19 protein-coding genes and 1 tRNA gene are annotated in these 23,776 nt (G+C 64.9%); 8 read left to right on the top strand and 12 right to left on the bottom strand.

Annotation, left to right across the window (positions count from 1 at the left end; genetic code table 11):
• Nucleotides 1–30 precede the first annotated feature (30 nt).
• From ACP15I_RS18070 to pyrH, 8 genes are all read right to left on the bottom strand, one after another.
• Nucleotides 31–636 (bottom strand): OmpH family outer membrane protein, encoded by a 606-nt coding sequence (locus ACP15I_RS18070; RefSeq protein ID WP_424976150.1) that lies wholly within the window; start codon nucleotides 634–636, stop codon nucleotides 31–33.
• Between the two features lie 55 nt (nucleotides 637–691).
• Entirely contained in the window at nucleotides 692–2,950 is a 2,259-nt protein-coding gene (gene bamA / locus ACP15I_RS18065; RefSeq protein ID WP_424976149.1) for an outer membrane protein assembly factor BamA, read from the bottom strand.
• A 221-nt stretch (nucleotides 2,951–3,171) separates the two neighbouring features.
• Nucleotides 3,172–4,509, bottom strand: a complete 1,338-nt coding sequence (rseP, locus tag ACP15I_RS18060; RefSeq protein ID WP_424976148.1) for an RIP metalloprotease RseP — start codon at nucleotides 4,507–4,509, stop codon at nucleotides 3,172–3,174.
• A gap of 26 nt (nucleotides 4,510–4,535) precedes the next feature.
• Nucleotides 4,536–5,717, bottom strand: a complete 1,182-nt coding sequence (gene dxr / locus ACP15I_RS18055; RefSeq protein ID WP_424976147.1) for a 1-deoxy-D-xylulose-5-phosphate reductoisomerase — start codon at nucleotides 5,715–5,717, stop codon at nucleotides 4,536–4,538.
• Between the two features lie 22 nt (nucleotides 5,718–5,739).
• Entirely contained in the window at nucleotides 5,740–6,531 is a 792-nt protein-coding gene (locus ACP15I_RS18050; protein WP_424967367.1) for a phosphatidate cytidylyltransferase, read from the bottom strand.
• Between the two features lie 19 nt (nucleotides 6,532–6,550).
• Nucleotides 6,551–7,294, bottom strand: coding sequence for a polyprenyl diphosphate synthase (gene uppS, locus ACP15I_RS18045; RefSeq protein WP_424967366.1), 744 nt, complete (start codon nucleotides 7,292–7,294; stop codon nucleotides 6,551–6,553).
• Between the two features lie 67 nt (nucleotides 7,295–7,361).
• On the bottom strand, nucleotides 7,362–7,928 hold the full coding sequence (gene frr, locus ACP15I_RS18040) for a ribosome recycling factor (RefSeq protein ID WP_424967365.1): 567 nt from the start codon (nucleotides 7,926–7,928) through the stop codon (nucleotides 7,362–7,364).
• Between the two features lie 119 nt (nucleotides 7,929–8,047).
• Nucleotides 8,048–8,782 (bottom strand): UMP kinase, encoded by a 735-nt coding sequence (pyrH, locus tag ACP15I_RS18035; protein WP_424967364.1) that lies wholly within the window; start codon nucleotides 8,780–8,782, stop codon nucleotides 8,048–8,050.
• Nucleotides 8,783–8,898: 116 nt separating this feature from the next.
• Between pyrH and miaA the strand changes: the two genes are divergently transcribed.
• The 6 genes from miaA (at nucleotide 8,899) to ACP15I_RS18005 (ending at nucleotide 17,293) form a co-directional block, all read left to right on the top strand.
• Complete coding sequence (gene miaA / locus ACP15I_RS18030) at nucleotides 8,899–9,786, top strand: tRNA (adenosine(37)-N6)-dimethylallyltransferase MiaA (protein ID WP_424976146.1); 888 nt, start codon at nucleotides 8,899–8,901, stop codon at nucleotides 9,784–9,786.
• Between the two features lie 59 nt (nucleotides 9,787–9,845).
• The gene (locus tag ACP15I_RS18025; RefSeq protein ID WP_424976145.1) at nucleotides 9,846–10,658 is read left to right on the top strand and encodes an AraC family transcriptional regulator; all 813 of its coding nucleotides are present in this window, start codon (nucleotides 9,846–9,848) and stop codon (nucleotides 10,656–10,658) included.
• Between the two features lie 286 nt (nucleotides 10,659–10,944).
• Nucleotides 10,945–12,618, top strand: a complete 1,674-nt coding sequence (locus tag ACP15I_RS18020; protein WP_424976144.1) for an ABC transporter substrate-binding protein — start codon at nucleotides 10,945–10,947, stop codon at nucleotides 12,616–12,618.
• 106 nt (nucleotides 12,619–12,724) lie between these two features.
• Nucleotides 12,725–13,816 (top strand): ABC transporter permease, encoded by a 1,092-nt coding sequence (locus ACP15I_RS18015; RefSeq protein WP_424976143.1) that lies wholly within the window; start codon nucleotides 12,725–12,727, stop codon nucleotides 13,814–13,816.
• Nucleotides 13,817–13,828: 12 nt separating this feature from the next.
• The gene (locus ACP15I_RS18010; RefSeq protein WP_424976142.1) at nucleotides 13,829–14,989 is read left to right on the top strand and encodes an ABC transporter permease; all 1,161 of its coding nucleotides are present in this window, start codon (nucleotides 13,829–13,831) and stop codon (nucleotides 14,987–14,989) included.
• Nucleotides 14,990–15,211: 222 nt separating this feature from the next.
• Nucleotides 15,212–17,293, top strand: a complete 2,082-nt coding sequence (locus ACP15I_RS18005) for a dipeptide ABC transporter ATP-binding protein (protein WP_424976140.1) — start codon at nucleotides 15,212–15,214, stop codon at nucleotides 17,291–17,293.
• Here ACP15I_RS18005 and ACP15I_RS18000 read toward each other — a convergent pair.
• A complete protein-coding gene (locus ACP15I_RS18000) occupies nucleotides 17,274–18,050 on the bottom strand; it encodes a Stf0 family sulfotransferase (RefSeq protein ID WP_424976139.1) in 777 nt (258 codons plus the stop codon). The two genes, ACP15I_RS18005 and ACP15I_RS18000, sit on opposite strands and share 20 nt — an antisense overlap.
• 309 nt (nucleotides 18,051–18,359) lie before the next feature.
• On the opposite strand from ACP15I_RS18000, the gene ACP15I_RS17995 reads away from it, so the two are divergent.
• On the top strand, nucleotides 18,360–20,774 hold the full coding sequence (locus tag ACP15I_RS17995; RefSeq protein WP_424976138.1) for a GcvT family protein: 2,415 nt from the start codon (nucleotides 18,360–18,362) through the stop codon (nucleotides 20,772–20,774).
• 80 nt (nucleotides 20,775–20,854) lie between these two features.
• On the top strand, nucleotides 20,855–21,454 hold the full coding sequence (locus tag ACP15I_RS17990) for a nucleotidyltransferase family protein (protein ID WP_424976137.1): 600 nt from the start codon (nucleotides 20,855–20,857) through the stop codon (nucleotides 21,452–21,454).
• A 34-nt stretch (nucleotides 21,455–21,488) separates the two neighbouring features.
• Here ACP15I_RS17990 and ACP15I_RS17985 read toward each other — a convergent pair.
• From ACP15I_RS17985 to ACP15I_RS17975, 3 genes are all read right to left on the bottom strand, one after another.
• A tRNA-Leu gene (locus tag ACP15I_RS17985) sits at nucleotides 21,489–21,575 on the bottom strand.
• Nucleotides 21,576–21,636: 61 nt separating this feature from the next.
• Complete coding sequence (locus ACP15I_RS17980) at nucleotides 21,637–22,989, bottom strand: TRAP transporter large permease (protein WP_424976136.1); 1,353 nt, start codon at nucleotides 22,987–22,989, stop codon at nucleotides 21,637–21,639.
• Complete coding sequence (locus ACP15I_RS17975; protein ID WP_424967288.1) at nucleotides 22,986–23,567, bottom strand: TRAP transporter small permease; 582 nt, start codon at nucleotides 23,565–23,567, stop codon at nucleotides 22,986–22,988. Before ACP15I_RS17975 ends, ACP15I_RS17980 begins: the two co-directional genes overlap by 4 nt.
• Nucleotides 23,568–23,776 lie beyond the last annotated feature (209 nt).

The raw sequence follows: 23,776 nt of genomic DNA, 5'->3' as shown, positions 1-23,776 counted from the left end.
GCCCTGTGACAAGGGAGCGGGCGGACCGGGCTACTCCGCCGCAGGGGCGTCTGTTGCGTCGGGCGCGTCGCCTGGTGTTTCGCTGCGTGCGTCCGGCAGCTCGGTTTCGAGCGCCGCGGGCGGCAGGGCCGCGCCGGATTGCGCCTCCATCTCGGCAAGGGCCGCATTGACCCGGGCGATGGCTTCATCGGTGACGTTGATGCGGTCATCGGTCAGAAACACCTGCCGCTGATCGAGGAAAACATAGGCGCCGTATTCCGAGAGCAGCCCCCCCAGCACCGGCAGCACGAGCCCGAGAAAGCGCTGGCGTTCCAGATCGCTCTGGCTGGCGAGTTGCTCGGATTTCGCGTCCTGCTCGTCGCGAAACCGCGAGACCTGCGCGTCGAAGGCATCGGCTGCCTCCCGGAAGGTTTCCGGAGTCATGGTGGCCCGCGCCTCCGTAAGGGCGCGCTCCTGCTCGATCAGGTCTGCCTCGATCTGGCGGTTCTCCTGAGCGAGCCGACGCGAGGCCTCTTCGAGCGCGCGATTGAGCTGGATGCCGAAGGTGCTCTCGGCGAAGAGGCGTTCCTGATCCAGGACCAGAACGCTGCTGCGGATTTGCTGCTGCGCATGGGCCTGACCCTGTGGCAGGGCCATGCCCAAGGCCGTGCAGAGCGCAAGACCGTGCAGCCACCCCCGCCCCAATGCCATGTCAGAACCGGGTAGAGATCGTGAAGTCGAAGTTGTTTACTTCGTCATAGTCCTCTTTCTGCAGCGCGCGCGAGAAGTTGAAGCGTAGCGGACCAATCGCCGTGTCCCAGAATACAGAGACACCAATCGAAGAGCGGAGGTTCAGGCTGTCATCGACCTCGACACCGTTGAACCCGTCCGTGTCATCCAGATCCCAGACCGTGCCCACATCGAAGAACGCACCGAACTCGATCCCGTATTCCTCGGGCAGGCCAAGCGGGAATTCGGCCTCGAACCGGGCGACCGCATAGTGGTTGCCGCCGAGCGCATCTTCATTCGGAGATACTGTGTCTCGTGGGCCGATGCCGTTCGATGCAAACCCGCGCATCTGCGCACGGGACAGGAAGAAGCGGTCCGTGACCCGGGTCTGGCCATCGCCGATCGAGGAAATTGTCCCGCCTTCGAGCGCAACCCGCAGCAGCAGATCCTCGTTCAGGAAGCGCCGCTCCCCGATGGCCCGGGCTTCGGTGATCAGGAAGCTGTCATCCCCGCCCAGACCTTCGACAGTCTGCCCAAAGCTCAACAAGACCCCGGCGGTCGGGTTCAGGCCCGTGCGCCGTGTGTCATAGCTGTAGGTATAGCCGATGCGTGCGCCCGATGCCTTGCCCGTCTCTCTGAGCAGGATCGGCGAGGACAGACCCGCGTCGAGATCCGAAAGCTCCGTCTCGAAATACCCGACATTCAGGCCCAGACGTCCGTTCTCGCTGACCGGGAAGGACAGGCCGAAATCGATCCCCAGCCGGTCGATATCAAATTCCCGGTTCGAGTTGTCCGAGCTTGTCACGCCCGCGGTGAACGAAAAGGCCAGATCCCGCGACAGGAAGGAAGGCTCGACAAAGCGGAAGCTGACATTCTGATCCCCGGAGGTGCCATCAAAACTCAGGGACACGGATTGACCGCGCCCGAGGAAGTTCCGCTCGGTCAGTGCCACGACGAGGCCGAACCCGTCTTCGACCGAGTAGGAGCCACCAAAGGACAGAGAGCCCGTCGGGGCTTCCTCGACATTCACATCCACGATGACGCTGTCATCCGCCGAGCCCGGCCGTGTGTCCACATCGGCATTCGAGAAAAACCCAAGCGCGCGGATACGGTCGGCGGCCTCACGGATCTCGCGGGGATTGAACGGATCGCCCTCGACCGTGTCGAACTGGCGTCGGATCACGCGGTCCAGCGTGGTGGCATTGCCCTCGATATCGATCCGCTCCACGAAGACACGGGGGCCTCGCTCAACCACGAAATCCACATCCAGAGTGCCAGCGGCGTCATTCCGGCTCACCCGGGGAGAGACGCGCACGAAATTCAGGCCCTGCTGAAGCGCGAGCCGCTCCATCCGGGTTGTGGTCCGGTCGATCTTGGCGGGCGAGTAGATCTCGCCCGGATCCAGATCGATGGCGGCCACGAAACTCTCGATATCCACCTCTCGCAGGTCGCTGCTCGCGGTGATCTCGCCCATGCGGAACTGCTGCCCCTCGCGGATGGTGAAGGTCAGCAGAACCGCATCCCGCTCCCGAGAGAGTTCGGGCGTGATCGACAGGACCTGAAAATCCACATAGCCGCGCGAGGTGTAGAAATCGGTGAGCAACTGGCGGTCAAACTCGATCCGGTCTTCGATGAAGCTGTCGGCGCGGATCACCTGACGCAGCAGCCCGGCCTCCTTGGTGGCCAGAACCCGGCGCAGGCGGCGGTCGGAATAGACCCGGTTGCCGACAAAGCTGATCCGCTCATTCTCGACCACGGCGCCCTCGGTCACTTCGAACACCAGATCCACCCGGTTCTCGCTGCGACGTATGATGCGCGGCTCCACCGTGGCGGCGAGGCGACCGCTGACGCGGTAGGCTTCGACGATTGCGGAGGCCCCGGCCTCGGCGAGGGCCGGGTTGTAGACCTGACGCGGGCTCGCTTCGATCAACGGCAGCAAAACGTCGTCATCCAGACGGCGATTGCCCTCGACATTGATGCGGTTGATCGTCGGGTATTCCACGACATCGATCACCAGCGTGCCGCCCCGGGGCGTAATTTCGACAGATTCGAACAGTCCCGAAGCCTGGATCCGGTTGAAGGCGTCGTTGAGCTCGCCCGCAGTGACCGTTTGCCCCCGGTCGATCTGCGCAAAGCTGAGGATCGTGGCCCCCTCGATCCGCTGGTTGCCGTTTATCTCTACGCGATCAAAGCGGAAATCCTGGGCTGCACCCATATTTGGGGCGCTGAGACTGAGCATCATACCAAGGAATGTAGCCATCAGGACGCGCATCGCCGACGCGCCCAACCTTGGAATCCAGGTAATCATAGAATCTGCCCCGCACCTTGCCTGTCCTTGTCCCGTAGCCGGAACGGCGAGGATTGTCAAAAAAACGGGCGCAATTCGTGCCACTTTTCGCCACCTCCGCGGGCGGGGTGGCGCGGTCCCTGTCAGCACCGCGGAGGACCCGCACAGTGGCGGGCTCAGGGGCAGAAGAGATCGTTGCTCAGAGCGAAGACCATCAGGGTCAGCAACATCGCGAGACCGGCGGTCATCATGACCCGCAGCGCCTTGTCGCTGGGCGGGCGACCGGTCACCGCCTCATAGGCGTGAAAGACCAGATGTCCGCCATCCAGCACCGGTACGGGAAACAGGTTCAGCATCCCCACCGCCGTGGACAGCACCGCGATGAACCAGATGAACTGATCGAGCCCCTGGGAGGCCACGGCCCCCGAAGTCTCGGCAATTCCGATCGGGCCGGAGATGTTGCAGGTGCTGATCGCGCCGGTGATCATGTGCCACAGCCCCGACAACGACGAGCGGATGATGAAGACCATCTGCTCCACCCCTTGCCAAAGGGCGGCGAAGGGCCCCGGGGTCACGGTCTCGGGTTCGAAGAACATCCCCCCGGTGATCCCGATCAGCCAGCGGGTCTCGAACCCGCCTTCGGGCAGGGGCAGATCCATGCGCCGGGGCGCCACCGTGATGGTCAGCTCCTCGCCGCCGCGCCAGACCTGCATGGCCAGCTCGGCCCCGGCGGAGGCTTCGACCGCCTCGCGCAGATCCTCGAACGCGTAAACCGGTGTGCCATCGATTGCCGTGATCACATCACCCACCTCGAACCCTTCGTCCATCGCGGCACTGCGAGGTTGCAGCCCCGAGACCAGCGGCGGCATCAGATAAGGCCCGGTCACATCGCGCGAGGCCCCGTCGCGATCCACCGTGTAGGTCAGCTCGGGCTGGCGGGGCAGCGTCTCGCGCAGGGCGTTCAACGCCACGTAATCCGGCGTGTCCTGCCCTTCGATCGCGGTGATCACATCGCCGCTGCGCAACTCGGAATTGGCCACGGGCACATCAACCAGCGTACCGATGGTCGGCCGCTCGGTCGCGGTCCCCTGCCAGAAGATCATGGAGCCGAAGACCACAATCGACAGGATAAAGTTGAAAACCGGCCCTGCGGCCACGGTCGCCGCGCGCTTCCACAGCTTGGCGCCATGCATGGTGCGGGACAGCTCTTCCTCGGACAGCGTGCCCATGGCCGCGCCATCCTTGCCGCTGGCCGCATCGCTGTCGCCGAGGAATTTCACGTAACCGCCAAAGGGCAAGGCCGCGACCTGCCACTGGGTGCCGCGCTTGTCGACCCGGCTGTAGAGCACGGGCCCGAAGCCCAGCGAGAAGACCTCCGCATGGATCCCGCACCAACGCCCGACGATGTAATGACCGTATTCGTGGATCGCCACGATGATGCTGAGTGCCACCACGAAGGCGATCACGGTGAATGCGAGCCCGCCAAAAGAGGGGATCAGTCCGACAAGGTCCAAGAGATGTCCTTCGCTTGATGCTGTCTTCAGCGTTGTGCCGCGCGGGTTTCCGCCGCGCGCGCGGCCATATTCCTTGCGAGATGGTCCACTTCCGCGACGCAATCAAGGCTTTGTGGTGGAATCGACAGACTTGTGTCCCGGTCCATGCCCTCCAGCGTGGCCTCGACCACGGCTGCCATGTCGAGAAATCCGATCTGACCGGCGATGAAGGCATCAAGCGCGGCCTCCTTGGCGGCGTTGAATACCGCGCCGGCGCGCCCGCCCGTGGCCATGACCTCCCGGGCCAGCCGCAAGGCGGGGAAACGGACCTCATCCGGACGCTCGAAGCTGAGCGACCCGATGGCCGCAAGGTCGAGCCGGGCCACCGGCAGATCGCGCCGTTCGGGCCAATGGAGCGCATAGCCGATCGCGTGGCGCATATCCGGCGCGCCGAGATGCGCCATCAGCGCCCCATCCTTGAACCCGACCAGCGCATGAACGATGGAGCCGGGATGCACCACGGCCTCGATCCGCTCTGGTGCGATGCCGAAAAACTCCCGCGTTTCAATGAGCTCAAGCGCCTTGTTGAACATCGAGGCGCTGTCGATGCTGATCCGCTGGCCCATGTCCCAGTTGGGATGGGCCACAGCTTCGGCCAGGGTGGCCTTGGCAATCGCATCGAGCGGCCAGTCGCGGAACGGTCCGCCGCTGGCGGTGATCACGATCCGCTCCACCGCGTCCATATCCTCGCCGACAAGCGCCTGAAACACGGCGGAATGCTCGCTATCCACCGGCAGGATCCGGGCGTCATGGGCACGCGCTTCGGCCAGAAGGAGCGGCCCGGCAGTCACGAGGCTTTCCTTGTTCGCAAGCGCCAGCGACCCGCCATGGCGCAGGGCGGCAAAGCCCGGGTAAAGCCCGGCTGCGCCGACAATCGCGCTCATCACCCAATCAGCGGGCCGGTCGGCGGCGTCGCAGAGCGCCTGCGCCCCGGCGGCGACCTCGACCCCGCTGCCCGCAAGGGCCGCGCGCAGATCCTCCAGCCGGTCCTCATAGGCCGTGATCGCGATGTCGGCTTTCAGATTGCGCGCCTGCTCGGCCAACAATGGGATATTGCCGCCGCCGCTGAGGGCCACGACATCATAGGCATCAGGGTCGCGCTCGATCAGGTCGACCGTGTTCTGACCGATCGAGCCGGTGGACCCGAAAATGGAGATACGTCGTGCCATGCCGTCAGCCCCCCGCGTTTCGTTACAAGGGGAGCGGCGGGAAATCGATGATCTGCTCCACCAGCAGCAAGAGAACCGATGCGCCGAGCATGCCGTCGAACCGATCCAGCAGACCGCCATGGCCCGGGATGAGGGTGGAGCTGTCCTTGACCCCTGCCCGGCGCTTGAGCGCGCTCTCGGTGACGTCGCCCATCTGGCTGGCCATGGCGAGCGCGATGGAAATCCCGATCAGCTCTGATCCCGCGATGGTCTGGGTCATGAAGATCCAGCCGACGATCCCGGCGCCGATCCAGCCCGCGACCGTGCCCGACCAGGTTTTCTTGGGGCTGACCTTGGGCCAGAATTTCGGCCCGCCGATGATCCGCCCGGCGAAATAGCCCGCCACATCCGTGACCACGACCAGCAGAACGAGCCAGAGCATCCAGATCATCCCGAAATCCTGCCGCAGCACCCACAGGCCGAGCCCGGCAACGCCGATGAATGCCGTGTAGAGGGCAAAGACCCGGCGCGAGGTTTCGAACCGCCCCACCCCGATCATGGCCGGCAACAGCAAGAGCGGCAGGGCAAAGCCCAGAGGCAGCACCGCACAGGACGCGAGCGCAGCACCCGCAGCCCCCGCCACCACCATGGCGCCACGGCGGTCTTCGGGGGCGATCATGCGGGCCAGTTCCCACACCATCGCGCCCACCACCAGCGCCAGAAGAAGAAGAAAGACCGTGCCGCCGACCCAGATCGCCGTCACGCCCACCACGACCATGACCACCGCAGACCCCAGGCGGGGCAAGAGGTCGTCGAAGCTGGCCTTGGCTGGCATTGGGGCGGGGTCCGCAGGCTCAGGCGATCGCGCCGAAGCGACGCGAGCGACCCCCGAAGCGGTCCACCACCTCGGCAAAGATCTCGGGCGTGAAGTCGGGCCAGAGCGTGTCGATGAACTCGTATTCCGCATAGGCCGACTGCCAGAGCAGGAAATTCGAGATACGGGCCTCACCCGAGGTGCGGATCACGAGATCCGGGTCCGGCAGCACGCAGGTGTCGAGAAAATGGGTCAGCGTGTTCTCATCGACGGTCTCGGCATCCAGTCGGCCTGCGGACACTTCCTGGGCAAGGCGCTTGGTGGCGCGGGCCACCTCGTCGCGTCCGCCGTAATTCAGGGCAATGGTCAGGTTGACCCGGGTGTTATGGGCGGTCAGCATCTCGACCTCATCCATCAGGTCGCGCAGCTTCTCGTCCAGCCGCACCCGGTCCCCGATGAAGCGCACCCGCACGCCCTCGCGCAGGAAACCCTGCATTTCCTTGCTGATATAGCGGCGGAAGAGGCTCATGAGGCCCGAGACTTCACTCTGCGTCCGTTTCCAGTTCTCGGTGGAGAAGGCAAAGATCGTCAGATACTCGATCCCGAGATCCGGGCAGGCCTCGACCACCGCGCGCACCCGGCGCGCGCCCGCCTGATGCCCAAAGAGCCGCGGACGCCCGCGTTCCTGTGCCCACCGGCCATTGCCATCCATGATGATCGCCACATGCCGTGGGCCGTCCCCGCCACCGGAGGATTTGAGCTGTGTCTGTGCTGCCTTTTGCATCTTCGTCTCGCTTTCGCTGCCCCCCGGATTGATCCAGAGCCCGCCTCGAGGCGGACCGTCCCCCTGTTCAGACCTGCATGATCTCCGCTTGCTTGGTCTCCAGGGCGTCATCGACTTTCTTGATCTCGGTATCGGTCAGGGATTGCACCTCGTCGGACCAGATCTTGTGATCGTCCTCGCTCATCCCGTCGGCTTTGAATTTCTTGAGCTGATCCATCCCGTCGCGCCGGACATTGCGGATCGAGACCCGGGCATTCTCGGCGTATTGCGCGGCGACCTTGGTCAGCTCGCGGCGGCGCTCTTCGTTGAGCTCGGGAATCGGCAGCATGATGATCGTGCCGTTGAGCTGGGGGTTGATCCCCAACCCGCTCTCGCGGATGGCTTTCTCGACCTTGCCCACAAGCCCCTTGTCCCAGACATTCACCGTCACCATGCGCGGCTCGGGCACGTTCACGGTGCCCACCTGGTTGATCGGGGTCTTCTGACCATAGGCATCCACCATCACCGGCTCCAGCATGGCGGCCGAGGCGCGCCCGGTCCGCAACGAAGCGAATTCCGTGCGCAAACTGGCGATCGCGCCATCCATCCGGCGGGCCAGATCATCAATATCGAGGTCAAAGTCGTCTTCGGACATGTAAGTCTCTTGGTTCGTGTCGCTGTCATCTGCCAAGGGCTTTGTATACCCGGCGACCTGCAGATGTATAGCAACCAATCATGACAAGTGTTGCAGTGAGGTTTTAAGACAGGCCGAAATCAGCCGGAATTGACCACCGTATAGGTGCCCTCGCCCGCGAGAATGCCCCGGAACCCGCCGGGTTCGTCCAGTGAGAACACGATGATCGGCAGCTTGTTGTCCCGCGCCAGGGCAATGGCCGATGCGTCCATCACGCCCAGATGCTGGGCGAGGCAGTCATCATAGCTGATCTGGTCGAACCGCACCGCGTCGTCATGCTTGACCGGGTCCTTGTCATAGACGCCATCCACCTTGGTGCCCTTGAAAATCGCCTCGCAGGACATCTCGTTGGCGCGCAGGGTCGCCGCCGTATCGGTGGTGAAATAGGGGTTCCCGGTCCCGGCGGCAAAGATGCAGACCCGCGCCTTTTCCAGATGGCGGACCGCGCGACGGCGGATATAGGGCTCACAAACCTGATCCATCGGGATCGCGCTGATCACCCGTGTGTGGATGCCCAGCCCCTCGAGCGCGGCCTGCATGCCGAGCGCGTTCATCACCGTGGCGAGCATCCCCATATAATCGGCGGTTGTCCGCTCCATCCCCTGGGCGCTGCCCTGAAGTCCGCGAAAGATGTTGCCGCCCCCGATCACCATGCAGATCTCGACGCCAAGATCATGGACCGACTTCACCTCCTGGGCGATGCGCTCCACCGTTGGAGGATGCAGCCCGAACCCCTGAGGCCCCATCAGCGCCTCCCCCGAGATCTTGAGCATAACGCGCTTGTATTTGGTCGCGTTTGGGGCAGCATCGTCCATGGGGTGACCTCTGTCTTGTCTCCGGAGCGGAATTGCGCGCAAAATGGTCTTTATCCGCGCCGGGATCAACGGCGAAACCGCCGCGCCCTGCGCGATTGCTCCAACCCGGTTCCCAGATGCCTCATTTTGACCTGTCGCAGATCTCTGCCGAGCACCCTGTGCTCATTGCCGGGCCGACCGCCTCAGGGAAATCCGCCCTGGCGCTGGAGATCGCCGCGCGGCAATGCGGCGTGATCGTCAATGCCGATGCCCTGCAGGTTCATGACAGCTGGCAGGTGCTGAGCGCGCGACCCGGCCCGGCGGATCTGGCGCAGGCCGATCACCGGCTCTATGGCCATGTGGCGCGCGGGGCCGAGTATTCCGTGGGACATTGGCTGCGTGAGCTCGCCGCGCTGCGCGCCGAGCCGGGTATGCGCCCGATTATCGTCGGTGGCACGGGGCTTTACCTGACGGCGCTCACCCAAGGTCTGAGCCCGATCCCCGAGATACCGGCCGAGATCCGGACCCGCGCCGATGCCCTGCGACTGGCCGATCCGGCCCAGATGGCCGCCGCGCTAGCGCAGAGCGATCCGGTCACCAGCGCCCGGATCGACATGGCCAACCCCATGCGGGTCCAGCGCGCCTGGGAGGTTCTGGAGGCAACCGGACGCCCCCTCGCCACTTGGCAGGACGAGACCCCGGCCCCCGATCTGCCACGGGATCAGGCCGCCGCCTTCGTGATCGACGCGCCCAAGGACTGGCTCACCCCGCGCATCGAACGCCGCTTTGAGCAGATGCTCGCCGAGGGCGCCCTCGACGAGGCCCGCGACGCCCTGCCTCACTGGGATCCCGCCGCACCCTGGGCCCGGGCCATCGGCGCACCGGAACTGATCGCCCATCTGCGCGGCGAGATGACCCTCGCCGAGGCGCGCGAGAAGGCCATCATCGCCACACGGCAATACGCAAAGCGGCAACGCACCTGGTTTCGCGCGCGGATGAAGGACTGGACCGCCTTGCCCGCGTAATCTTGCTCACCGCGCAGAGCGGTCTGGCCCAAACCCCGCGTCGTGGTTAACATTTTGCCATGACTGCGCCCGACCTTCCCGTTTCCGTCACGCCTCTGGCCGCGATCCTGCAACGCGGACGCTGGCGACTGACGGATCTCCATGCGGATCCGAACCCGGCGCTCTATGTTTTCACGCGCGGTCAGGGGCGCGTGTTTGTCGATGGCAAGACGCGGGGGCTGACCGGGCCCTGCTATCTCTACATCCCGGCGCGCGCCACGACGCGCTTTGCCTTTCCGGTGCAGGTGTTCGGCACCAAACTGAGCCTGGCCCCGGAGATCGCTGCGGCCTTGCCGCAGACCGCGTTTCTGTTGCGCAACCCAACGGGCGCGGTGCAGGCCGATCTGGCCTGGATGCAGGCGCGGATCGAGACGGAGGGTCGCGCGGGATCCGAAGACGCCCCCGCCGCCCTGACCGCCTGCGGAACCCTCCTCGCGCTCGAGATCGCGCGGCTGCACCGGCAGGATGGCGCGCCGCTCTGGGCGAGCAGCAAGTCCGAGCGGCTCGTGGCCGAATTCATGGGGCTGATCGAGGCGGATCTGTGCGATCGCCCGGCGGCCCAGCCTTCGGTCGCAGGCTATGCGGACCGGCTGGGGATCACCCCCACCCATCTCACCCGGGTGTGCCAGTCGGTGGCCGGTACCGGAGCCTCGGCCCTGTTGCAGGACAGGCTCCTGTCCGAGGCGCGCTGGCGGCTCGCCGACACGCCGAGCCCGGTCCACCAGATCGCCGATGCCCTGGGCTATGGTTCGGCGGCGTATTTCGCGCGCAGCTATGGCGCGAAGATGGGCCAGCCCCCCAGCGCCGACCGCCTCGCCCTGCGCCGGGGGTGATCCCGGATCTCACGCCGTTTGGCACTTGACCCAACGTCAAAGCGCTTCGGATTCGCCCGCGCGCGGCGCACATGTCGTTTTTGTGCGAAGTCAATGTCGTTTTTTTGCACTTTATTACCGGTTCTAGGTGTTGACCGGCCCCGGAGAATGGGGCGTCATGGGTCCAAAGAACCAGATCGCATTGGGTTTCCTGCTGTCCAAAGCGCTCCTTCACGGGGGGCTGCGGCGGGTCTCCGCTTGGCGATTGCAGAAAAAAACAGACTGTTTCTCAGGGGGAACTGAACGAATGACACGCACGACAATCCACGGGAAAGCCATGCATCCGGCGGTGGAGATGTACGCGGAAGACTGCCGCGCCGGAAAGATGAGCCGGCGGGAATTTCTGACCAACGCCTCGGCCCTCGGGGCAACCGCGGCGGCGGCCTATGCAATGATCGGCGCGCGTCCTGCCGTCGCCGCAGGTCATGGTGAGACCCCGGCCATGGGCGGCACCTTGCGGATCCAGCATCTGGTCAAGGCGATGAAAGAGCCGCGCACCTATGACTGGTCCGAGCTTGGCAATCAGACTCGCGGGTTTCTGGAATACCTCGTCTCCTACAATGCCGATGGCACGTTCAGCCCCATGCTGCTGGAAAGCTGGGAAGTGAATGACGACGCCACGGTCTATGTGCTGAATGTGCGGTCCAACGCGACCTGGAACAATGGCGATCCCTTCACGGCCGAGGACGTGGCCCGCAACATCGCCGGGTGGTGCGACACCAGCCTCGAGGGCAATTCCATGGCCGCGCGCTTTGCCGGGTTGATCGATACCGAGACCGGGCAGGCCCGCGAGGGCGCGATCAGCGTCGATGGCGACCTGAAGGTCACACTGACCCTTTCGGCGCCCGACATCACCGTGATTGCGAATATGTCCGATTATCCGGCGGCGATCACCCATGCCAGCTATGAGGGTGGCAATCCTTTCGACCACGGCATTGGCACCGGTCCCTTCCGCCCCGTGAGCTTCGAGACGAATGTCCGCGCCGTTCTGGAACGGGCCACCGACCACACCTGGTGGGGAACCGAGGTCTATGGCGGGCCCTATCTCGACCGGGTGGAGTTCATCGATTACGGCACGGATCCTGCCACATGGTTTGCCGGGGCCGAAGCCGAAGAGGTGGATCTGACCTACGAGACCACCGGCGAGTTCGTCGATCTGTTCGACGCCATCGGCTGGACCGGGACCGAGGCCGTGACAGGCGCGACCGTGGTGCTGCGCCCGAACCAGGTGGCCGAGGTGGACGGGGTGACCCCCTATGCCGATGCGGCCGTGCGTCGGGCCATGGCGCTCGCTGTGGACAACAACGTGCTGCTGGAGCTCGGCTATAACGGTCAGGGCACCGTAGCCGAGAACCACCATGTCTGCCCGATCCACCCGGAATATGCCGAGATCCCCGCGCCGGAATACGATCCTGCCGCCGCCAAGGCCGCCATGGACGAGGCCGGGCTGGGCGATTTCGCCCATGTGCTGATCACACCCGATGAGGAATGGCTGTCCAATACCGGCGCGGCACTGACGGCGCAGTTCCGCGATGCGGGCCTGCAGATCGAGCATCGCATCCAGCCCGGCGCCACCTTCTGGGGCGACTGGACCAAGCATGCCTTCTCGACCACCTCCTGGAACCATCGCCCGCTGGGTGTGCAGATCCTCGCGCTGGCCTACCGGACCGGCGAGGCCTGGAACGAGACCGCCTTCAGCAATGCCGAGTTCGATGCGGCACTGGCCGAGGCCATGGCCATCGCCGATGCGGATGCACGGCGCGAGAAGATGTCGAGCATCCAGCAGATCCTGCGCGACGAGGGCGTGATCATCCAACCCTTCTGGCGGTCGCTCTACAACCACCACCGGGGAGACGTGGTCAATGCCGAGAAGCATCCGAGCCACGAGATCCATCTGCACAAGATCGGGTTCCGCGCCTAAGCGCCCCGCGATCCTTCCGACAGCTCTGGGGCCGCCTCCGCGCGGCCTCGGCCCCACCCGGGCCGGCACGGGGTCTTGACCGAACCAAGAAAGAAAGGTCCGGCATATGTTCGCCTTCATCCTGCGCAGGACAGGCGTGGTCGCGCTCACAGCCCTTTGTGTGACCTTCATCGTCTTCGCGATGACCAACCTGCAGCCCAATCTCGAGAAGGTCGCCAAGAGCCAGGGCTCGGTGCGCATGACCGACGCAGAGGTCGACAGCTGGCTCACGCGGAACGGCTATGACGCGCCGATGCTGATGCGCTATGGCGAATGGCTGGGTGTCGTGCCCGGCTGGACCCGGGTGGAGGCGGATGGCGGCATGCGCGGGCGCTGCATCGACGGGACCTTGCCCGCCGGCGAGACGCCAGGCCGGACCCGTTGCGGCATCCTGCAGGGGGATTTCGGAACCTCAACGGTGTTCCGCGCCGATGTCAGTGCGGTGATCGTCGAGCGTCTGGCCCTGACCGGCAAGCTGATGTTCTGGGTGATGGTGGTGATGGTGCCTTCGGCCCTGCTGGTCGGCGTGTTGGCAGGAATGCGGGAAGGGTCGCGCACGGACCGGACACTCTCGACCTTTTCCATCGCGACCACCGCCACGCCGGAATATGTCTCGGGTGTGGTGCTGGTCGTGCTCTTTGCTTCCTCGACCTCGGGCCTGTCACCGATCCTCGCGGAATGGGGGCTGATCGACGGGCGCACCATGCTCAAAGGGTCGGCCGCCTCGGCCGCCGAGGATGCGACATTCGCCAATTTCACCCTGCCGGTGATGACCATGGCGCTTTATGGCATGGGCTATATCGCACGGATGACCCGGGCCTCCATGGCCGAGGTAATGACGGCGCAATATATCCGAACCGCGCGGCTCAAGGGGGTGAGTTTTCGCAACATCGTGGTGAAACACGCCCTGCGCAACGCGCTGATCGCGCCCTTCACGGTGATCATGCTGCAGTTCCCCTGGCTGCTGACCGGGGTGGTGATCGTCGAGACCCTGTTCAATTACAAGGGCTTCGGCTGGACACTGGTTCAGGCGGCCTCAAACAACGATATCGAGCTGCTTCTGTCCTGCTCGGTCGTTGCGGTCATCGTGGTGCTCGTCACGCAGCTGATTTCGGATATCGGCTATGTCTTCCTCAACCCCCGCATTCGGATCGCCTGAGGAGACACGGATATGGAGCCCATGACCCCTCTCGAGATCCTGATCAAGGTGCTGATCCAGTTCATGCCGGTCTGGGTCGCGCTGATCTCGACCTTCCTGTTGTCGACGGCCTACAAGCGGCGTCTGGGGCTTTATGGCAAGCTCTTTGACAGCCCCATAGGCATGATCGGTTTCGCCATCGTGATGTTCTGGGTGTTCACGGCGCTTTTCGCGGACCTGATCATCACCCATGATCCCCTCAACGTGGTGTCGGGGATGAAGAACAAGGTGCCGGGGACACCGGTGCCACCGGGCACAGAGGGGTTCAGCCACTACATCCTGGGCGGCGACAACCTGGCCCGGGATGTGTTCAGCCGCATGGTGATGGGGGCGCGCGAAGTGCTCAAGATCGCGCCGGCGGCGACGCTTTTTGCCTTCATGGTGGGGATCGTGCTTGGCCTGCCGGCGGGGTATTTCGGCGGACGTCTCGACACGGTGCTGAGTTTTGTCGCCAATATGGTGCTGGCCTTCCCGGTGATTCTGCTCTTCTACCTGCTGGTCACGCCCGAGATCGTCGCCACGGGGATACCCGTCTACATGGCGGCGGTGCTGTTTCTCTTCCCGATCCTGTTTCTCGTGGTGCTCTGGCATTCGCGCTATTTCACCCAACCCGGCAAGCGGAACCTTTATGTCGGGCTGACGGTGCTGATCGGCGGCTGGCTCTATCTCGGGCTGGCCTTCAACGCGGATCCGTTGGGGGTGATTTCGATGCCGCCCAATGTGCTGATCGTGTTCGTGTCGGTGGTTTTCGTGAACTCGCCGACGGTCTTCCGGATCGTGCGCGGCATTGTGCTGGACATCCAGACCCGCGACTACGTGGCCGCCGCCCAGACCCGGGGCGAGGGCCCGTGGTACATCATGCTGTGGGAGATCCTGCCCAATGCGCGCGGTCCCCTGATCGTCGATTTCTGTCTGCGAATTGGCTATACGACGATCCTTCTGGGCACGCTCGGGTTCTTTGGTCTGGGGGTCAGTCCGGAAAGCCCAGATTGGGGCTCCACGATCAATGAGGGCCGCAGGCTCCTGTCGGTCTATGCCCACCCTGCCCTCGCCCCGGCGCTGGCGCTCATGAGCCTCGTGCTCGGGCTGAACCTGCTGGCCGATGGTCTGCGCGAAGAGAGCCTGAAGGACTAGGGGGATGAGCGCGCATGATCTCATTCCATCCGGGGCGGCCTTTGTCGCGTGTTCCTCTAGAGGCGGGACTGCAGGCGAGATGCCTGTTCCCGGCATGACCGGGCCCATGGCACGGTGGCGTACTGATCGATTTGAAGCGCCTTGCGGCGGGTCTGGCACAGGCGGGGGCCAGCCCCCGCACCCCCGGAGTATTTCAGGAACAATGAAAGACAGGTGGTGGCAATGACCGACAGGTATGATGGGCCCATTCTCGAGATCGAGAATCTGTCGATTTCCTTTTTTACCCGCCTGCGCGAGATCCCGGCGGTAATGGATTTTTCCTGCACCGTCATGCCGGGCGAGGCCATGGGCCTGGTCGGCGAGAGCGGTTGCGGCAAGTCCACGGTCGCGCTGGGCGTGATGCAGGATCTGGGCGTGAACGGGCGGATCGTCGGCGGGATGATCAAGTTCAAGGGGCGCGACCTGAACACCATGTCGCCCGAAGAACTCCGGAGGATCCGTGGCAAGGAAATCGCCATGATCTATCAGGAGCCCATGGCAAGCCTGAACCCGGCCATGCGGATCGGCAAGCAGCTCATGGAAGTGCCGATGATCCATGAGGGTCTCAGCGAGGCCGAGGCCTATGCCCGGGCGCTGGAGGTGGTGACGGATGTGCGCCTGCCGGACCCCGAGCGGATGCTGAACAGCTTTCCGCACCAGCTCAGCGGCGGACAGCAGCAGCGTATTGTCATCGCCATGGCGCTGATGGCGAACCCGGCGCTCCTGATCCTCGACGAGCCGACCACGGCGCTCGATGTGACGGTCGAGGCCGCTGTGGTCGATCTGGTCAAGGATCTGGGGGCGAAATACGGCACCTCGATGCTGTTCATCTCGCATAATCTCGGGCTGGTGCTGGAGACCTGCGACCGGCTCTGCGTGATGTATTCCGGCGAGGCGGTGGAGACCGGCTCGATCCAGGATGTGTTCGATCGGATGCAGCACCCCTATACGCAGGCGCTCTTTCGGTCGATCCCGCTGCCCGGGGCGGACAAGACCGCGCGCCCTCTGGTGGCGATCCCGGGGAATTTCCCCCTGCCCCATGAGCGGCCCAAGGGCTGCAATTTCGGACCGCGCTGCGACTATTTCGAGGCCGGGCGCTGCGATGGCGGCGCGATCCCCATGGCCGAGGTGGTGGGCGATGATCGGCACGGGACACGGTGCCTGAAATTCGACGAGATCGACTGGACCGCGCCGATCCAGATCGCGGCGGAGACCGCAAAGCCTGAACCGGGGCCGGTGGTTCTGAAGATGGAGAACCTCAAGAAATACTACGAGGTGGCGGCCTCGGCCCTGTTTGGCGGGACCAACACGAAAGTGGTGAAGGCCAATGAGGATCTGAGTTTCGAGGCGCGCGAGAGCGAGACCCTGGCCATTGTCGGGGAATCGGGCTGTGGCAAGTCGACCTTTGCCAAGGTTCTGATGGGGCTGGAGACCGCGACCGAGGGGCGGATCCTCTTGGACAATCGCGAGATCCAGGGCACGGAAATCGCCGCGCGCGACACCAAGACCGTCGCGGATGTGCAGATGGTGTTCCAGAACCCGTTCGATACGCTGAACCCCTCGATGACGGTCGGGCGGCAGATCATCCGCGCGCTGGAGATTTTCGGGGTCGGCGACAGCGAGGAGGCCCGCCGGGCGCGGATGCTGACGCTGCTCGATCTGGTGAAACTGCCCCGGGCCTTTGCCGACCGGATGCCGCGGCAGCTCTCGGGTGGACAGAAACAGCGCGTGGGCATCGCGCGTGCCTTTGCCGGGGATGCCCGGATCGTGGTCGCTGACGAGCCGGTCAGCGCGCTGGACGTGTCGGTGCAGGCGGCGGTCACGGACCTGCTGATGGAGATCCAGCGCGAGAACAAAACGACGCTGCTCTTCATCTCGCACGACCTGAGCATCGTGCGCTATCTCAGCGACCGGGTGATGGTGATGTATCTCGGCCATGTGGTCGAGCTGGGCACCACAGATGAGGTCTTTGCCCCGCCCTATCACCCCTATACCGAGGCGCTGCTCTCGGCCGTGCCGATTGCCGACACGACGGTCGAGAAAGAGCGGATCGTGCTGGAGGGCGACATTCCCTCGGCTATGAACCCGCCACCCGGCTGCCCGTTCCAGACCCGTTGCCGCTGGAAAGCGGACGTGCTTGAGGGCCGGTGCGAGCGCGAGGTGCCAGAGATGCGCCGCACAGAGACCGGGCATCAGATCAAGTGCCATCTCTCCGAAGAGGTTCTGGCCCGCATGACCCCGGTCATCAAGATCGCGGCGGAATAGGCCCCGCGGTCTCGGCCCGAAACCGCACGATCCACGCAGCGCTTTCAGCATCGGCGAGGCGCGCGGTGGGCACGGACACCGCCGCCGCACGCGCCGGATCCTGCCCAAGGGCCGAAAGTGTCTGTGCCAGCACCCCGCGCGGATCGGCGGCGAGAGCTTCGTAGCTGAGGGTCTGCGGCGCGATCCCCTCGGTCGCAAACCAGTCGGTCCATGCCCCATCCAGCGCCGACAATTCCGCCAGATGCGCGGCAATCGCGGCACGGTCATAGCGCGGCAGGCCCGCCGGGCGCGTGCGCTCCATTTCCGTTCCATCCGCATGAGCGTGCCAGAGCCCGCTCTGCTCGGCGCGCAGGCGCGAGACTGCCTGGGCCAGTTTGTCGGCCCGGCTGAGATGCAAGAAGGTGACCGGCCCAAAGGCCGCCTCGATCCGGCAGCGGTCCGAGGCCAGCCCCGGATGCAGAGTGTCGAGCTGGTCCATGAGATAGGCAAAGCTGCCCCGTTGCAGGCGCAGGCCGAAACAGCCCGACGCACCCGTTCCGCGGGCCTTGCCGGCGGCAATCGCGGCGCGGATCGCGGCAAGCCGATTGGGAAACCGGGTCGGCGAAAGCCCATAGACTTCGAGCCAGCGATCGAGCGACGGGCTGTGAAAATGGCTGTCCGGCGCCCCGGCGACACCACTGGCCGCCAACATCCGGCAAAGCAGTGTGCTGCCGCTCCGCGGTGTGGTGCAGAGGATATAGGCGGGCGCGGGCGACATGGGGGCTCCGTGTTGCATCGATCAAACCCTGCGCGCAAGGGCGCGCCCCCGCAAGCGCCTTTGATCCGGACCAATCTGCGGCGGGGGCTGCATGGGTCCCGCGCAGCCCGCGCTCATCGGGATAGTGCCAGCGCGCTCGCCCCAACCGCAACTCGTCCTACCGTCTCAACCACCTGACCATGCCCCACCGCTCTGTCCCGCTCGACCCGCGCTGCACGGCGCGCAAAACCGACCTTTGGTGTCGGGAACGGGCGTGACCCGGGGCCCCGTCGCCTCCGACGCTTTGGGGGCATGAGAAGGAGGCGGAGCATGGACACTCACACGCGGGTTTGCGTTATCGGAGGCGGCGTTGTCGGCTGTTCGGTCCTCTATCACCTGACCAAGCTGGGCTGGTCGGATGTCATGCTGCTGGAACGCTCGGAGCTGACATCGGGCTCCACCTGGCATGCGGCGGGCGGGTTTCATACCCTGAACGGCGACACCAACATGGCCGCCCTGCAGGGCTATACGATCGGGCTCTACAAGGAGCTCGAAGAGATCACCGGCATGTCCTGCGGCTTGCACCATGTGGGCGGCATTACCCTTGCCGACACGCCAGAGCGGTTCGACATGCTCAAGGCCGAGCGCGCCAAGCACCGCTATATGGGGCTGCATACCGAGATCCTCGGCCCTTCCGAGATCAAGGAGATGGCCGAACTGGTGAACACCGATGGCATTCTCGGCGGGCTCTACGATCCGCTGGATGGTCACCTCGACCCCTCCGGAACCACCCATGCCTATGCGCGGGCCGCCAAGATGGGCGGCGCGACGATCCAGACCCATACCAAGGTCACCGCCACCACGCCAAACCCCGATGGCACATGGACCGTCGAGACCGATCAGGGCACGGTGATCGCCGAGCATGTGGTGAATGCGGGCGGCCTCTGGGCGCGCGAGGTTGCGGCCATGGCCGGGGTCTATCTGCCGCTTCTGCCCATGGCCCATCAATACATCGTCACCGATGATATCCCGGCGATCTATGAGCGCGGCACGGAATTCCCCCATGTGATCGATCCCGGCGGCGAGAGCTACCTGCGCCAGGAAGGGCGCGGGCTCTGCATCGGGTTCTATGAAAAACCCTGTGAGCCCTGGTCCGTGGATGGCACGCCCTGGGATTTCGGGCATGAGTTGCTCAATGACCAGTTCGAAAAGATCGAGGACAGCATCGCCTTTGCCTATCGCCGCTTCCCGGTGCTCGAGACGGCTGGCGTGAAATCGGTGATCCACGGGCCCTTCACCTTCGCCCCGGACGGCAATCCGCTGGTCGGGCCGGTGCCAGGCCTGCGGAACTACTGGTCCGCCTGCGCGGTGATGGCCGGGTTCAGTCAGGGCGGCGGCGTGGGCCTCGCGCTGGCCCAATGGATGATAGAGGGCGAGACCGAGCGCGACCCCCGCGCCATGGATGTCGCCCGTTTCGGCAAATGGACGACCCCGGGCTATACGGTCCCCAAGGTGATCGAAAACTACCAGAACCGCTTCTCGGTCAGCTATCCGAACGAGGAGCTACCCGCCGCGCGTCCCTTCCGCACCACGATGATGTACGACATCTGGTCCGAAATGGGGGCCGTGTTCGGCCAGACCTACGGGCTTGAGGTCGTGAACTACTTCGCCCTGCCCGGTGAGCCACGCTATGAGACCCCAAGCTTCCGACGTTCCAACACATGGGAGGCCGTGCGGGCCGAGGTGATGGCCGTCCGCAATGGGGTGGGCCTCAACGAGTTGCAGAATTTCGGCAAGTTCCGCGTCACGGGCCCGCGCGCGCGGGCCTGGCTCGATCGGATCATGGCGGGGCGCATTCCGGGGCCCGGTCGGCTCGCGCTTACCCCGATGCTGGCACCCTCGGGCAAGCTCATGGGCGATTTCACGGTCTCCTGTCTTGGCGAGACCGAGTTTCAGCTCACCGCCTCCTATGGCGCGCAAGATCAGCACCTGCGCTGGTTTGAAACCCATCTCGAAGACGGCGTGTCGGTGGACAACATCTCCGACAGCCGCACCGGGTTCCAGATCGCGGGCCCCAAAGCGCGAGACGTGCTGGCCGCCTGCACCCGCGCGGATGTCTCCAGCACTGCGTTCAGCTTCCTCGATGTCCGCCCCATGACCATCGGCATGGCCCAATGCCTCGTCCAACGGGTCAGCTACACGGGCGATCTCGGCTACGAGATCTACTGCTCGCCCAGTGAACACCGTCACCTGTTTCACACCCTGTGGGCGGCGGGACAGGCCCACGGCATCCGGCCCTTCGGCATGCGCGCCATGATGTCCCTGCGGCTCGACAAGTTCTTCGGCGCTTGGAGCCGGGAGTATTCTCAGGATTACACCGCTGCGGAAACCGGGCTCGACCGTTTCATCCATTTTGCGAAACCGACCGCATTCATTGGACGGCAGGCCGCCGAGGCCGAGCGTGCCGCAGGCCCCGCCCGACGCCTCTGCGCCTTCGCGGTGGAAGCGACAGAGGCCGATGTGGTCGCCTATGAACCGATCTCGTTGCGGGGCGAAGTGGTTGGCTTCTGCACCTCGGGGGGCTACGCGCATTACTCGGACACCTCCGTCGCCCTGGGCTTCCTGCCCTCCAACCAGATCGCAGATAGGGTGACCGCCAGCATCGAGATCCTCGGACAACATTGCACCGCGAGGCTGCTGACGACGCCGCTCTTTGACCCGGATGGCACCCGGATGCGCGGCTAGGATCACTTAAGTCGAAGAATATCCCCGCCGGAGGCTCCCGCCACTGGTCAAATGCCCCGCCAGTCGCCAGTCTCGCGACCATGTCGGATGTCATTCTGATCCTCGCCGCCGGACAATCGCGCCGCATGGGCGGTCGCGACAAACTGTTGGAACCAGTGGATGGTCGGCCGCTCGTGGCGCGGCAAGCTGCGCTGGCCGCGCAGGTCACACGGGATGTCCTTGTCGCGCTGCCCCCCCGACCCCATGCCAGATACGCCGCCCTCGACGGTCTGGGCGTGACCGCGCTTTCGGTCCCCGAAAGCGCCGAAGGCATGGGGGGCAGCTTGCGCGGCGCGGTCTCTCGCTTGCCGGAGGGCTGTACCGGCCTGCTCCTGCTGCTGGGTGATCTGCCCGAGATCACCGCCGACGATCTCCGCGCGGTTCTCGCAGCGCGGGACGCGGTGCCGGACGCGCATATCTGGCGCGGCACGACCGAGGCCGGCGCGCCCGGTCATCCGATCCTGTTTTCTTCTGTGACATTCCCGGATTTCGCGATGCTCGAAGGGGACGAGGGCGGACAGCGCCTCATCGCCCGGCACCGCGACTACGTCCATTTGGTGCCCTTGCCCGGCAGCCGGGCCCGACGCGATCTCGACACGCCCGAGGACTGGGCCAGCTGGCGCAGCGAAACGGGGCGCTAAGGCGCGCCACTTGGATCAAACTGGGATTTGCGGCTGGTACCCGAGGTCGGACTCGAACCGACAAGATGTTGCCATCGGGGGATTTTGAATCCCCTGCGTCTACCAATTCCGCCACTCGGGCACGCGGGTGTGCTACCGCCACAGAGCCACCGCGTCCAGAGCAAAAAAGCCCTTGGCTGCCCCTAGAACATCACCCCGACAAGCCACAGAGTGATCCCCGGGAAGCTGACCAGAACCACCACCCGGATCAGGTCCGAGGCCACGAAGGGCGCGACACCGCGATAGGTCCGCCCCATGGGCACATCCTTCGCCATGGAATTGATGATAAACAGGTTCATCCCCACGGGGGGCGTGATGAGACCGACCTCCACCACGATCAGCGCGAGGATCCCGAACCAGATCGCGGCCTCCTCCGGTGTCAGGCCGAAATCCAGGGCCTGCACGATGGGAAAGAAGATTGGAATGGTTAGCAGGATCATCGACAGGCTGTCCATCACGCAGCCGAAAATGAGATAGCACAGCAGCATCGCCGACAGCACCATGAGCGGCGCAAACCCTTGGGTCGTCACCCATTCGGCCAGTTGTTGCGGCGCCTGGGTGAAGGCGAGGAAGGAGTTGAAGAGCTGCGCGCCCAGAACGATGAAGAAAATCATCGCCGAGGCGCTTGCGGTCTGCAGGATCGAATCGAGCAACCCGCGCCAGGTCAGCCCGCCGGTCGCCCAGCCATAGAGGCCCGTGGCAACCGCCCCCACGGCGGCCCCTTCGGTGGGTGTGAACAGCGCCTGCACCCCGTCCTGCGCCCAGTTCCAGTCCCCGGCAATCCCGCCCATCACCAGCCCGAAGATCAGCACGACCGGCCAGATCCGCCAGAGCGTCCGCATCCGCTCGGCCACGGGGATCCGGGCGGCGGTGGTGGCCGCATCGGGTTTGATCCGCACATAGATCGCCACGGTCAGCATATACCCCAGCGCCGCGATTATCCCGGGGATAAGTGCTGCGATGAACATCTTGACGATGTTCTGCTGGGTCAGGATCGCGTAGATCACGAGGATGACCGAAGGCGGAATGAGGATCCCAAGCGTGCCACCCGCCGCCAGCACGCCCGTGCTCAGGCTGTCGGAATAGCCGCGCTTGCGCATTTCCGGCAGGGCCACCTGCCCCATGGTGGAGGCTGTGGCGAGCGAAGACCCGCAGACCGCGCCAAAGCCCGCACATGCCCCGACCGCCGCCATGGCCACCCCGCCCTTGCGATGGCCCAGCCAATCCGACGCGGCCTGAAACAGCGCGGCGGACATGCCCGACTTCGTCGCGAACTGCCCCATGAGCAAAAAGAGCGGCACGATGGAGAGCGAGTAGCTCGAGAATGTATCATAGCTCAGGGTCTTGAGCTGGCTCAGGGTCGCGTTCGGATGCCCCAGCACCATCCAGGTGCCGAAGAACCCCGTCAGGCCCATGGCCACGGCGATCGGCACCCGCAGAAAGATCGCCCCGAGCATCAGGGCAAAGGCCGTCAGGGCCAGTTCGATCCCGCTCATGGCGTGGCCTCCCGCCCGGCAAGCACCCAGTTCAGGCTGCGCCAGACCGTGTAAAGCGCCACCAGCACGAAGACCGCAGCCCCGGTTACGGCCAGCGCATAGGGGATCCAGATCGGCAGCTCGAGCTCATAGGTGGTTTCGGGAAAGAACGGTTTATAGCCCATCGAGAGGGTCTCGCGCAGAGCGTCGGAGCCATAGGGAAACTTCTCGCCGAAACCGAGCCAGAGACGCCAGAAGATCACGCCCGCCGCCAGCGCGATGAGCATATCCCCGATCAGGCCGGTCAGCGCCTTGAGCCGCGCAGGAAGACGGTCCACGAAGATATCCACCGTCACATGGCCGCGCTTGAGCTGGCACCAGGGCAGAAAGGCAAAGATCGCCACGGCGCAGCCAGCCTCCACCAGCTCGAAATCCCCGGTGATCGGGCCCAACCCGAGCCCGATCAGGGCGCGCCCGGTGATTGAGGCCACGGTGAGCAGGGCAATCGCCACCAGGACAAGGCCACCGCCATAGGCCAGCCACCGCGCCAGCGCTTCGAGCACGCGGCCCGTCCGGGCCTCCAGGGTCGGTGCGATCATGTGAGCGTATCTCTTACTCTGGCGGGCAGGAACAGGCCGGGACCGTCCCCTAGGGTCGGTCCCTGATGTACCCTGCTCAGGCAGGGACGCAAGGGGCAGAACACCGCCTGCCCCGCGGCGCGCGCCGGGGCTGCGCGGGTCCGCGCGACGCGCATGCGTGTCGCGCCCCGGTCTCCGATTGCCCCGGCTAAAGCAGGATCCGTGGCAGG

This window comes from Dinoroseobacter sp. S124A (assembly GCF_049801015.1).
Classification (GTDB): domain Bacteria; phylum Pseudomonadota; class Alphaproteobacteria; order Rhodobacterales; family Rhodobacteraceae; genus Dinoroseobacter.
Note: the sequence above shows the minus strand (reverse complement) of the source record. Positions and strands in the feature narration are given on the sequence as shown.

What these genes read in the sequence shown, in the direction of transcription:
- ACP15I_RS18025 (WP_424976145.1), top strand. Translation starts at nt 9,846, where the DNA reads ATGACTGCGCCCGACCTTCCCGTTTCCGTCACGCCTCTGGCCGCGATC.
- ACP15I_RS18005 (WP_424976140.1), top strand. Translation starts at nt 15,212, where the DNA reads ATGACCGACAGGTATGATGGGCCCATTCTCGAGATCGAGAATCTGTCG.
- miaA (WP_424976146.1), top strand. Translation starts at nt 8,899, where the DNA reads ATGCCTCATTTTGACCTGTCGCAGATCTCTGCCGAGCACCCTGTGCTC.
- ACP15I_RS17975 (WP_424967288.1), bottom strand. Translation starts at nt 23,567, where the DNA reads ATGATCGCACCGACCCTGGAGGCCCGGACGGGCCGCGTGCTCGAAGCG.
- ACP15I_RS18070 (WP_424976150.1), bottom strand. Translation starts at nt 636, where the DNA reads ATGGCCCTGCCACAGGGTCAGGCCCATGCGCAGCAGCAAATCCGCAGC.
- dxr (WP_424976147.1), bottom strand. Translation starts at nt 5,717, where the DNA reads ATGGCACGACGTATCTCCATTTTCGGGTCCACCGGCTCGATCGGTCAG.
- uppS (WP_424967366.1), bottom strand. Translation starts at nt 7,294, where the DNA reads ATGCAAAAGGCAGCACAGACACAGCTCAAATCCTCCGGTGGCGGGGAC.
- ACP15I_RS18050 (WP_424967367.1), bottom strand. Translation starts at nt 6,531, where the DNA reads ATGCCAGCCAAGGCCAGCTTCGACGACCTCTTGCCCCGCCTGGGGTCT.
- ACP15I_RS17995 (WP_424976138.1), top strand. Translation starts at nt 18,360, where the DNA reads ATGGACACTCACACGCGGGTTTGCGTTATCGGAGGCGGCGTTGTCGGC.
- pyrH (WP_424967364.1), bottom strand. Translation starts at nt 8,782, where the DNA reads ATGGACGATGCTGCCCCAAACGCGACCAAATACAAGCGCGTTATGCTC.
- ACP15I_RS18020 (WP_424976144.1), top strand. Translation starts at nt 10,945, where the DNA reads ATGACACGCACGACAATCCACGGGAAAGCCATGCATCCGGCGGTGGAG.
- ACP15I_RS17980 (WP_424976136.1), bottom strand. Translation starts at nt 22,989, where the DNA reads ATGAGCGGGATCGAACTGGCCCTGACGGCCTTTGCCCTGATGCTCGGG.
- ACP15I_RS17990 (WP_424976137.1), top strand. Translation starts at nt 20,855, where the DNA reads ATGTCGGATGTCATTCTGATCCTCGCCGCCGGACAATCGCGCCGCATG.
- ACP15I_RS18015 (WP_424976143.1), top strand. Translation starts at nt 12,725, where the DNA reads ATGTTCGCCTTCATCCTGCGCAGGACAGGCGTGGTCGCGCTCACAGCC.
- ACP15I_RS18000 (WP_424976139.1), bottom strand. Translation starts at nt 18,050, where the DNA reads ATGTCGCCCGCGCCCGCCTATATCCTCTGCACCACACCGCGGAGCGGC.
- frr (WP_424967365.1), bottom strand. Translation starts at nt 7,928, where the DNA reads ATGTCCGAAGACGACTTTGACCTCGATATTGATGATCTGGCCCGCCGG.
- bamA (WP_424976149.1), bottom strand. Translation starts at nt 2,950, where the DNA reads ATGATGCTCAGTCTCAGCGCCCCAAATATGGGTGCAGCCCAGGATTTC.
- ACP15I_RS18010 (WP_424976142.1), top strand. Translation starts at nt 13,829, where the DNA reads ATGGAGCCCATGACCCCTCTCGAGATCCTGATCAAGGTGCTGATCCAG.